9 protein-coding genes and 4 tRNA genes are annotated in these 9,969 nt (G+C 64.1%); 10 read left to right on the top strand and 3 right to left on the bottom strand.

The features are described 5' to 3' along the window. Nucleotides 1-111 precede the first annotated feature (111 nt). The 3 genes from ACYQ1H_RS08385 to ACYQ1H_RS08395 all read right to left on the bottom strand — a co-directional run bounded on the left by ACYQ1H_RS08385 (nucleotide 112) and on the right by ACYQ1H_RS08395 (nucleotide 3,316). Complete coding sequence (locus ACYQ1H_RS08385; RefSeq protein WP_460027594.1) at nucleotides 112-267, bottom strand: hypothetical protein; 156 nt, start codon at nucleotides 265-267, stop codon at nucleotides 112-114. Nucleotides 268-346: 79 nt separating this feature from the next. Next, on the bottom strand, nucleotides 347-1,753 hold the full coding sequence (pntB, locus tag ACYQ1H_RS08390) for a Re/Si-specific NAD(P)(+) transhydrogenase subunit beta (protein WP_460027595.1): 1,407 nt from the start codon (nucleotides 1,751-1,753) through the stop codon (nucleotides 347-349). Between the two features lie 18 nt (nucleotides 1,754-1,771). Then, a complete protein-coding gene (locus ACYQ1H_RS08395) occupies nucleotides 1,772-3,316 on the bottom strand; it encodes a Re/Si-specific NAD(P)(+) transhydrogenase subunit alpha (RefSeq protein ID WP_460027596.1) in 1,545 nt (514 codons plus the stop codon). Nucleotides 3,317-3,614: 298 nt separating this feature from the next. Here ACYQ1H_RS08395 and ACYQ1H_RS08400 point away from each other — a divergent pair, with 298 nt between their 5' ends. The 10 genes from ACYQ1H_RS08400 to ACYQ1H_RS08445 all read left to right on the top strand — a co-directional run bounded on the left by ACYQ1H_RS08400 (nucleotide 3,615) and on the right by ACYQ1H_RS08445 (nucleotide 9,764). Beyond that, on the top strand, nucleotides 3,615-4,568 hold the full coding sequence (locus ACYQ1H_RS08400) for an ABC transporter ATP-binding protein (RefSeq protein WP_460027597.1): 954 nt from the start codon (nucleotides 3,615-3,617) through the stop codon (nucleotides 4,566-4,568). Further along, entirely contained in the window at nucleotides 4,565-5,320 is a 756-nt protein-coding gene (locus tag ACYQ1H_RS08405; RefSeq protein WP_460027598.1) for an ABC transporter permease subunit, read from the top strand. Before ACYQ1H_RS08400 ends, ACYQ1H_RS08405 begins: the two co-directional genes overlap by 4 nt. Further along, nucleotides 5,317-6,729: a GldG family protein gene (locus tag ACYQ1H_RS08410; RefSeq protein ID WP_460027599.1), complete on the top strand. Its 1,413-nt coding sequence runs from the start codon at nucleotides 5,317-5,319 to the stop codon at nucleotides 6,727-6,729. Before ACYQ1H_RS08405 ends, ACYQ1H_RS08410 begins: the two co-directional genes overlap by 4 nt. Nucleotides 6,730-6,731: 2 nt before the next feature. Next, nucleotides 6,732-7,703 (top strand): DUF4340 domain-containing protein, encoded by a 972-nt coding sequence (locus ACYQ1H_RS08415; RefSeq protein ID WP_460027600.1) that lies wholly within the window; start codon nucleotides 6,732-6,734, stop codon nucleotides 7,701-7,703. A gap of 35 nt (nucleotides 7,704-7,738) precedes the next feature. Beyond that, a complete protein-coding gene (mutM, locus tag ACYQ1H_RS08420) occupies nucleotides 7,739-8,554 on the top strand; it encodes a bifunctional DNA-formamidopyrimidine glycosylase/DNA-(apurinic or apyrimidinic site) lyase (protein ID WP_460027601.1) in 816 nt (271 codons plus the stop codon). 108 nt (nucleotides 8,555-8,662) lie between these two features. Continuing rightward, entirely contained in the window at nucleotides 8,663-9,277 is a 615-nt protein-coding gene (gene fchA, locus ACYQ1H_RS08425; RefSeq protein ID WP_460027602.1) for a methenyltetrahydrofolate cyclohydrolase, read from the top strand. A gap of 128 nt (nucleotides 9,278-9,405) precedes the next feature. Further along, nucleotides 9,406-9,482: transfer RNA gene (locus tag ACYQ1H_RS08430), tRNA-Pro, on the top strand. 4 nt (nucleotides 9,483-9,486) lie between these two features. Further along, nucleotides 9,487-9,563, top strand: a tRNA-Arg gene (locus ACYQ1H_RS08435). A 21-nt stretch (nucleotides 9,564-9,584) separates the two neighbouring features. Further along, nucleotides 9,585-9,660, top strand: a tRNA-His gene (locus tag ACYQ1H_RS08440). A gap of 28 nt (nucleotides 9,661-9,688) precedes the next feature. Beyond that, nucleotides 9,689-9,764, top strand: a tRNA-Lys gene (locus ACYQ1H_RS08445). Nucleotides 9,765-9,969 lie beyond the last annotated feature (205 nt).

Here is a 9,969-nt window from a genome sequence, read left to right on the forward strand (position 1 = left end):
CCGAGGGGGCGGGGCGGTGCCGGCCCTTGGCGGGCGCCGGCACCCGCCGCCCCGGTGGTCGGATCGTTCGCCACAGCTGCGCCAAATCGGGGCGAGCCGGTCGGCTTGGCCCTAGCGACAGCGTCCGGTCTTGTAGGCGATGCCGGCCGGGCAATCGCCCGCTGGGACCGGCGGGGCTTGCTCCACGCCTTCCGGCGCGCGCGTATAGCTCGCGCCACAGCCGCTCAGCAGTATCAGCGCCAGCACCAGCGGCCAGCAGGGTTTCATGGCATGTTCCTCCCTGACGCGGTGCAACGCTCGATGGCTGCCGTGCCGCCGGGGAGGGCGGTGCGGCAGCCACCCGCTCTCAGGCTTGCAGGTTTTTCAGTACCTCGTCGAGCATCTTCTTGGCGTCACCGAACAGCATCCGGTTGTTTTCCTTGTAGAACAGCGGATTGTCGACGCCAGCATAGCCGGACGCCATGGAGCGCTTCATGACGATGGAGGTCTTGGCCTTCCACACCTCCAGCACCGGCATGCCGGCGATGGGGCTGTTGGGGTCATCCTGTGCGCCCGGATTGACGATGTCGTTGGCGCCGATGACCATGGCGACGTCGGTCTCGGGGAAATCCTCATTGATCTCGTCCATCTCCAGCACGATGTCGTAGGGCACCCGCGCCTCGGCCAACAGGACGTTCATGTGGCCGGGCATGCGGCCCGCGACGGGGTGGATGGCGAAGCGCACATTCACGCCCTTGTCGCGCAGCAGCTGGGTGATCTGCTGGACGGTGTGCTGAGCTTGCGCCACCGCCATGCCGTAGCCGGGCACGATGATGACATTCTGCGCGGCGCGCAACAGCTCGGCGGTTTCCTCGGCCGAGATCGGTGTGACTTCTCCCTCCGGGGCCGCGCCGGCTGCCGGACTGGTGCCGCCGCTGGTGCCGAAGCCGCCGGCGATGACCGACAGGAAGTGGCGGTTCATGGCCCGGCACATGATGTAGGACAGGATCGCGCCCGAGGAACCGACCAACGCGCCGGTGACGATCAGCAGATCGTTGTTCAGCATGAAACCGGTGGCCGAGGCCGCCCAGCCCGAGTAGCTGTTGAGCATGGACACCACCACCGGCATGTCGGCGCCGCCGATGGCCATGACCATGTGCACGCCGAAGGCCAGGGCGATGGCGGTCATCAGGTAGAGCGGCAGCAGCCCTTCGTGGCCCTCGACAGCGAGGAACCACCTCCCGATCACGATGGCGGCGGTCAGCAGGCCGAGGTTGAGAAAGTGCCGCGCCGGCAGGATGACCGGCTTGCCGGTGATCTTGCCGGACAGCTTGCCGAAGGCGATGACCGAGCCGGAGAAGGTCACGGCGCCGATCAGGATGCCGACGTAGATCTCCACCTCGTGGATGGTCTTCTCCACGCCGGTCAGGCTGGCGGACGGATCGAGGTAGTTGGCGTAGCCGACCAGCACGGCGGCGAGACCCACCAGGCTGTGCATCAGTGCGACCAGTTCCGGCATTTCGGTCATCTTGACCTTGCGGGCCGCGTAGATGCCGATGTTGCCGCCGATCAGCATGGCGACGATCAGCGGCGCGTAGCCGCTGCCGGTGACCTTGGGGCCGGCCACGGTGGCCAGGATGGCGATGGCCATGCCGAGGATGCCGTAGAAATTGCCCCTGCGAGCCGTCTCCGGATTGGACAGGCCGCCCAGGCTCAGGATGAAGAGGATGGTGGCGGCGATATAGGAAACGGTGACGAGTCCTTGTGAAAACATGGTGGCGAACTCCTCGGCTTACTTGCGGAACATGCCGAGCATGCGCTGGGTGACCCAGAAACCGCCGGCCATGTTGATGGAGGTGAGGACCAGAGCGATGCCCGCCAGGATGACGATCTCAGGCGAGGAAATCTGCACCAGGGCACCGATGGCGATGATGCTGGAGATGGCGTTGGTGACGCTCATCAGCGGCGTGTGCAGCGCCGGGGTGACGTTCCAGATGACCATGTAGCCGACAAAGCAGGCCAGCACGAACACCGTGAAGTGCTCCATGAAGGCGGCCGGGGCATTGGCGCCGACCCACCAGAACAGGAGGCCGGCGCCGCCGATGCTCAGGGCGGTTTTTGCCCAGGCCGGCAGCAGCGCTGGCTTCTCCGCCTTCACGGCGGGAACGGTGGGCGGCTTGGCGGCGGCGGAAACGGAAATCGGCGGTGGCGGCCAGGTGATGCTGCCGTCCTTGACCACGGTGGCACCACGGATCATCTCGTCGTCCATGTTGACGATAATGTTGCCGTCCTTCTCCTTGCACAGCTCCTCGATCAGGCGCAGCAGGTTGGTGGCGTACAGGGTCGAGGACTGCCGCGCCAGCCGGCTGGGCAGGTCGGTGTAGCCGATGATGGTGACACCGTGGCGCACGGCCACCTCGCCGGGCACGCACAACTCGCAGTTGCCGCCCTGTTCGGCGGCCAGGTCGACGATCACGCTGCCGGGCTTCATCGACTGGACCATGTCGGCGGTGATCAGCCGGGGCGCGGGCTTGCCGGGAATCAGCGCGGTGGTGATGACGATGTCGACGTCCTGGCACTGCCTCGCAATCATATCCCGCTGGGCCTTCTGGTAGGCCTCGCTCATGACTCTGGCGTAGCCGGTGGTCGAGACGCTCTCGTCCTCCCTGTAGTCGGGTTCGACCCACTCGGCGCCCATGGATTTGACCTGGTCCCGGACTTCCGGACGGGTGTCGCAGGCCCGCACGATGGCGCCGAGGCCGTTGGCGGCGCCGATGGCGGCGAGGCCGGCGACGCCGACGCCGATGACGAAGACCTTGGCCGGCGGCACCTTGCCGGCGGCGGTGATCTGGCCGGTAAAGAAGCGGCCGAATTCATGCGCGGCCTCGATGACGGCGCGATAGCCGGCGATGTTGGCCATGGAGCTGAGCGCGTCGAGCTTCTGCGCGCGCGAGATGCGCGGTACGCAATCCATGGCCAGCACCGTTGCCTTGCGGGCGGCCAGTGTCTGCATCAGTTCCGGGTATTGCGCCGGCCAGATGAAACTGATCAGGCTGGCGCCCTCCTTCAGGCTGGCCACCTCGTCGATGCCCTGTTCGGAGTGGGTTTCCGGCCCGCGCACCTTGAGGATGATGTCCGCCGCCGACCAGACACCCGCGCGCTCCGCGATCTCGCAGCCCACGGCACGGTAGGCCTCGTCGGAAAAGTTGGCGCCCGCTCCCGCGCCGCTCTCCACCGTGACGGAAAAGCCCAGCTTGATGAGTTTTTCGGCGACCTCGGGAACGGTGGCGACCCGCTTTTCCCCGGGGTGGACTTCTCTAGGGACACCAATTCGCATACGCGTTTCTCCTCGTTATAATTCGGCGCGCATCGCAGCCCGGACGGGTGTGCGCTGTTGGTTTATCGAATTTCTGGGTGGTGAATGTCCTTGAGCGGCGTTCGAAGGCTGCGCGGGATCTCTCCCTTGCCAGCCGCGTTGCCGCAAGGGGGTGACACGGGTCACTCCCTTGCGGGCCGCATCCCTGTGGGCGCCGGGTCTTTGTAAAGGAGATGCCGGGTGCGGTCAACATTTTCCTGGCGCCGCGACGAGGCCATCCGCCGCCGGACAAAGCCAGCTTCCCAACGCTTCAGACATCATGAATGAACTGATACAGGTCGACCAACTGACCCGCTATTACGACGACCACTGCGCCGTCGACAATGTCACCTTCAGCCTGCAGAAAGGCGAGATTCTCGGATTTCTGGGGCCCAACGGTGCCGGAAAATCCTCCACCATGCAGATGATCTGCGGGAATCTCGCGCCCACCTCCGGGCAGATTCTCGTCAACGGTATCGATATCCTCGACAATCCCAAGGAGGCCAAGCGCGAGCTCGGGTACCTGCCGGAGATTCCGCCGGTCTATCGGGAATTGACCGTCGACGAATTTCTGAACTACTGCGCGCGCCTGCACGGCATCGCCCGCGACCGGCAACGGGCCGCCCTGGAGCAGGCCAAGGAGCGCTGCGGCCTGACCGAGGTCGGGCAGCGGCTGATCGGCAATCTGTCGAAGGGTTACCAGCAGCGTGTCGGCATTGCCCAGGCGATCCTGCACATGCCGGCCGTCATCATCCTGGACGAGCCCACCGTCGGCCTGGATCCCTTGCAGATTCGCGAAATCCGCGAGCTCATCCGCGAGCTTGGCAAGGAGCACGGGGTCATTCTCTCGACCCATATCCTCCCGGAAGTGCAGGAGTCCTGCACCCGCGTACAGATCATCAACAAGGGCAAGCTGGTGCTGAATGACAGCATCGAGGGGCTGGAGCAGCAGATGCGCGCTTCCAGCCTGGTGGTCGAGACCCAGCAGCCGCCCGATCTCGCCCGCCTGGGTTCGGTGGCGTCGGTGCAGAAGATCGATGATCTCGGCGACCGGCGCTACCGCATCTTCCACGACAAGGAACACAACCCGGCCGAGCGGCTGGCCGAGCTGATCGTGTCCGCCGGCTGGGGGCTGCGGGAATTGACGCCCGAGCGACGCAGCATGGAACAGATCTTCATCGACATCACCCGGCAGACCTCGACCCCGGCGGACAATCAGGAGCAAACGGCATGATGGCCTTGGTCATTGCGGGACGCGAATTCCGCTCCCTGTTTCTTTCCCCGCTGGCCTGGACGATCCTGGGCGTGATCCAGATCATCCTGGCCTACATGTTTCTCGCCCAGCTTGATTACTACCTGATGGTGCAGGCGCGTATTGCCGGCATGGAGGAGGCGCCGGGCATCACCGACCTGATCGTGGCGCCGCTGTTCGGCAACGCCGGTGTCATCCTGCTGCTGGTCACGCCGCTGCTGACCATGCGCCTGATCAGCGAGGAGCGCCGCAACCGCACCCTGAGCCTGCTGTTCACCGCGCCGGTGTCCATGGCCGAGATCGTGCTCGGCAAGTATCTTGGGGTGATCGCCTTCCTGCTGGTCATGGTCGGCATGATCCTGCTCATGCCGCTCTCACTGCTGCTGGGCGGCGGGCTGGACGGCGGCAAGCTGGCGGCCTGCGTGATGGCCCTGACCCTGTTGCTGGCCGGGTTCGCTGCCGTCGGCCTGTACATGTCGGCGCTGGCGGCACAGCCCACGGTCGCCGCCGTCAGCACCTTCGGCGCCCTGCTGCTGCTGTGGATCATCGACTGGTCCTCGCAGGCCAGCGGCAAGGGCGGTGGCGTGCTCGAATACCTGTCCTTGCTGCGCCATTACGAGGGGCTGCTCAAGGGCCTCATCACGACGACCGATCTCCTCTATTTCGTGCTGTTCATCACCACCTTCCTGGTCTTGAGCATTCACCGCCTGGACAACGATCGCCTGCAAAAATGAAGATCAACCGCAAGACGCATCTCGAAATCCGCCTGCAGAACCTGCTCTTCAGCCTGCTGTTTCTGGTGGCTGTCGCCCTGCTGGCGTGGCTGAGCACCCAGTATTCCGCCCAGTTCGACTGGACGGCCAGCCATCGGCATACCCTGTCCGAGGCCAGCCTCAAGGTGCTGGGGCTGCTCAAGGAACCGGTCACCATTACCGCTTATGCCCGCGAGAACCAGCAGGTGCGCGATCCGATACGTGACCTGGTCGAGCGCTATCGCCGCACCAAGCAGGATGTCGCGCTCAGCTTCGTCAACCCGGACACCCAGCCGGAGAAGGTGCGCCAGCTGGGGATACAGGTCGATGGCGAACTGGTGATCGAGTATCAGGGACGTACCGAGAAGATCCAGGAGCCGGGGGAGACCAGCCTGACCAACGCGCTCCAGCGCCTGGCCACGGCTGAGGAGCGTCATGTGGTGTTTCTGGAGGGGCATGGCGACCGCTCGCCGCAGGGCAGGGCCAATCATGACCTGCAACAGTTCGCGGATGAGCTCAAGCGCAAGGGCATCAATGTCTCCATGGCCAATCTGGCCGTCACCCCGATCATTCCCGACAACACCGACGTGCTGGTCATCGCCGGTCCGCGCACGAACCTGCTGCCAGGCGAGGTGAAGCTGATCCAGGATTACGTCACCAAGGGCGGCAACCTCTGGTGGCTGGGCGATCCGGGCGATCTGCATGGCCTGGCACCGCTGGCGGAACAGCTGGGCGTGACGTTCCTGGCGGGTACCATCGTCGATGCTTCCACCCAGTTGCTCGGCATCGACGACCCGACCTTCGCCCTGGTCGCCGACTATCCGCCGCATCCGATCACCCAGGGGTTTCAGCAGATGACTCTGTTCCCCGCCGCGGCGGCGCTGGGGCAGAACGACAAGAGCGATTTCGAGAAGGAGCCGTTGCTGACCACCTTGCAGCGCTCCTGGACCGAGACCGGTCCCATCGAGGGCAAGATCGCCTTCGACGCGGATAAGGGCGAACGGCAGGGGCCGCTGGAACTGGGCTATGCCATCAACCGCGCCATCAGCCCGCCGGAACCGGCGAAAAAGCCGGATGCCAAGGTCGACGGCGGGCAACCGCCGGCGGCGCAAACGCCCAGTGAGCAGCGCATCGTCGTGGTCGGGGACGGCGATTTCCTCTCCAACGCCTTTCTCGGCAATGGCGGCAACCTGGAACTGGGTCTGAACATGATCCAGTGGCTGAGCCATGGGGATGCGCTGATCAACATCCCGGCCAAGGTCGCGCCGGATCGCAAGCTGCAACTCTCGCCGCTGGCGTCCGGTACCATCGCCGTCGGTTTCCTGTTTGTCCTGCCCATCCTGCTGATTGGCACGGGGGCCTGGATCTGGTTCAAGCGCCGGGGGAGCTGAGCATGAATTCGCGGCTGTTGATCAACCTGGTGCTGCTGGTCGTGATCGCGGTGCTGGGGCTGGTGGCCTACCTCAAGCCAGGCAAACAGGAGGCGGAAACCGTGCCGCTACTGACCCTGGACACCCAGTCCCTGAAGCGCATCGGCCTGCAGAACAAGACCTCAATGGCGTTCGAAAAGGACGTCACCGGGGTATGGCGTCTGAGCTCGCCATTTGCCGCACCGGTCAACTCGATACGCATCGGCCAGTTGTTGGATATTGCTAAGGCCAACAGCGAGGCCCGTTACCCGGTCAAGTCCGATGAGCTGGCCCAATTTGGCCTGGACAGGCCGGAGGCGACCCTGACCCTGGGCGATACCGTGCTGCAGTTCGGCGGCACCGATCCCATCAACATGCGCCGGTATGTCCGTTTGGGCGATACCCTGCACCTGGTGGATGACAGCTTTTTCCACCATCTGACCGCCTCGGCGGTGGATTACGTGGACAAGAAGCTGCTGCCGGAAGATGCCAGGATTCAGCGCATCGGCTTGCCGGGCGTCGCGTTCAGCCGGGGTGCCGACGGCCAGTGGAAGTCCGAGCCGGTGGCCGACGGCAAGACCGATCCCGCGGAGCTGGCGTCGGCCTGGGCCACTGCCCGGGCCATCGAGGTCAAGCATCTCGAAGTGGTGCCGGTGGGGGACGTGCTGAGCATTGCCCTGTCGGAGGGGGAGCCCATCGAGTTCGTGATCGTCCAGCGGCAGCCTGCGTTGCTGCTGGCGCGCAAGGATCTGCTGCTCCAGTACGAGATCACCAGCGACGTGGCCCGTGAACTGCTCAACCAGCCAGCGCCGGAAGCCAGTCCGCCATCCACGCCCGGCAAGCCGCAATCTACTTCCGGCACCAGCCCGGGGTATCACGAGGATGACGCCGACGAGCCCGATGAGGCGGCGGAATCGGTTGAGGACGATCACGAAGACGCCGCGGATCATGATTAGGCGACATCCTCGGCACTGAATCTTCCGTGCCCGCCGTGCCTGAGCTGCCCGAAGTCGAAACGACACTCCGAGGTATTCGGCCGTACCTGCACGGTCACTTGGTCCACGCGCTTCAGGTTCGCGAGCCGCGTTTGCGCTGGCCGGTCGCGGCGGATTTGCCCGAGCGCTTGCAGGGCCAGAAAGTCCATGCCTTGGAGCGGCGCGGGAAATACCTGCTGATCCGGATAGGGGAGGGGTGTCTGATAGTCCATCTTGGCATGTCGGGCAGCCTGCGGGTGACGGAATCGGCCACTCCGCCCCGCAAACACGATCACTACGACCTGCTTCTGTCCACTGGTCTCTGCCTGCGGTTTCACGACCCACGCCGCTTCGGGTGCCTGCTGTGGACCGATGCCGAGCCGCACCGACACCCGCTGCTGGCCGGTTTGGGCCCCGAGCCTCTGGAAGATGGATTCGATGGCCATTACCTGTTCGGGCGATCGAGGGGGCGCCGCCAGGCCGTCAAGCCATTCATCATGGACAGCAGCATCGTGGTTGGTGTGGGCAACATCTACGCCAGCGAGGCGCTGTTTCGGGCCGGCATTGCGCCCCAGCGTGCCGCGGGGCGGATTTCCCGCGAACGATATCAGCGGTTGGCCGAATCCATCTGGACAGTCCTGGCGGCGGCCATCGCGCAGGGCGGCACAACGCTGCGTGATTTCGTCAATGAGAGGGGCCAGCCGGGCTACTTCAAGCAGACCCTGCATGTCTATGACCGGGCCGGCCAGCCTTGCCGGCATTGCGCGACGCCCATCAGCGTCGACCGGCTGGGGCAGCGCTCCACGTTCTGGTGTCCGCGCTGCCAGCGCTGACTGGCGGAGCCCCGGGTAATCCCGGGACGCTGGACTGATGGGGGGCATCCGGCCCTGGACTATAATCGCGACCACTTTTTGAACCCCCGCTTGCAGGAGCATATCGGCATGATTCAGGACACTCCCATCCGTCAATTTCTGGATGAACTGGCCAGCGCGTCGCCGACGCCGGGCGGGGGCAGTGTTGCTGCCATCATGGGTGCTCTGGGCGCGGCCCTGGTGGCGATGGTTTGCCAATTGACGCTGGGCAAGAAAGGCTACGAGTCGGTGGATGCGGAGATGGCCGAGATCCTCCCCTCAGCCGAGGCATTGCGGGGCCGCATGCTGGCCCTGGTGGCCGCCGATATCGAGGCCTTCGATACCGTCATGGCGGCTTACCGGTTACCCAGGGAGCCTGACCCGGTCGCGCGCGGCGAGCGTATCCAGTCTGCCCTCAAGGCCGCCACCCGTGTGCCGCTTGACTGTGCCCATGCCTGCATGGAGCTGATTCAGCTGTGTCAGTCCGTGGCCGACAAGGGCAACAGGAATGTCATCAGCGATGCCGGCGTTGGCGTGATGGCGGCCAGCGCGGCCTTGCGCAGCGCCGCCCTGAACGTGCAGGTAAATACGGGGAGCATCCGTGACGAGGCGTTCGTGGCGGCGGCGCAGGAGGAGTTGAACGCCTTGCTCCGCGGACTCGAGCAGGTTGAAAGCACCTATGAGACGGTGAAAGCGAGGCTGTGAGACCACCGAGAAACCCGGCAACCGGCGAACCGGTTTCGGATGGTCATGAGGTCTTGACCTTCACCTGACAAGGTTATATAATTCGCTTTCTTGATGGAGCGTCCAGCAGCGACTCAAGTTAGGCTCTACGGGGTATAGCGCAGTCTGGTAGCGCGTCTGCTTTGGGAGCAGAATGTCGGGGGTTCGAATCCCTCTGCCCCGACCAAGAAGCGCTTGTAGCTCAGCTGGATAGAGCATCGGCCTTCTAAGCCGAGGGTCGCAGGTTCGAGTCCTGCCAAGCGCGCCACCATCAGCGACCCATGCCATGGTGACTGTAGCTCAGTTGGTAGAGTCCAGGATTGTGATTCCTGTTGTCGCGGGTTCGAGCCCCGTCAGTCACCCCACCCGCACCGACGGGTGTAACAAGTTTTCGGGCCGTTAGCTCAGCTGGTAGAGCAGTGGACTCTTAATCCATCGGTCGTAAGTTCGAATCTTACACGGCCCACCAAAAACACCATATAAATCAAGCGAGTACAGCAATGTACTCGCTTTTTTTATGTCCAAAATCTGCTTACACACCGCTAACACACGTAGATAAATTGTCCATTTTGCTTGCTGACTGTACAGTAGCAACACAATGGCACAGCAAGCAGCAACAACACACACAGTCATTCCTAAACAGGGCGCGCTCAAAAACCAAGTGCAACACCCTG

The organism is Methyloparacoccus murrellii (genome assembly GCF_054657115.1).

Bases quoted from the DNA above. Each gene is read 5' to 3' on its own strand.
- ACYQ1H_RS08385 (WP_460027594.1), bottom strand. From the start codon at position 267: ATGAAACCCTGCTGGCCGCTGGTGCTGGCGCTGATACTGCTGAGCGGC.
- pntB (WP_460027595.1), bottom strand. From the start codon at position 1,753: ATGTTTTCACAAGGACTCGTCACCGTTTCCTATATCGCCGCCACCATC.
- ACYQ1H_RS08395 (WP_460027596.1), bottom strand. From the start codon at position 3,316: ATGCGAATTGGTGTCCCTAGAGAAGTCCACCCCGGGGAAAAGCGGGTC.
- ACYQ1H_RS08400 (WP_460027597.1), top strand. From the start codon at position 3,615: ATGAATGAACTGATACAGGTCGACCAACTGACCCGCTATTACGACGAC.
- ACYQ1H_RS08405 (WP_460027598.1), top strand. From the start codon at position 4,565: ATGATGGCCTTGGTCATTGCGGGACGCGAATTCCGCTCCCTGTTTCTT.
- ACYQ1H_RS08410 (WP_460027599.1), top strand. From the start codon at position 5,317: ATGAAGATCAACCGCAAGACGCATCTCGAAATCCGCCTGCAGAACCTG.
- ACYQ1H_RS08415 (WP_460027600.1), top strand. From the start codon at position 6,732: ATGAATTCGCGGCTGTTGATCAACCTGGTGCTGCTGGTCGTGATCGCG.
- fchA (WP_460027602.1), top strand. From the start codon at position 8,663: ATGATTCAGGACACTCCCATCCGTCAATTTCTGGATGAACTGGCCAGC.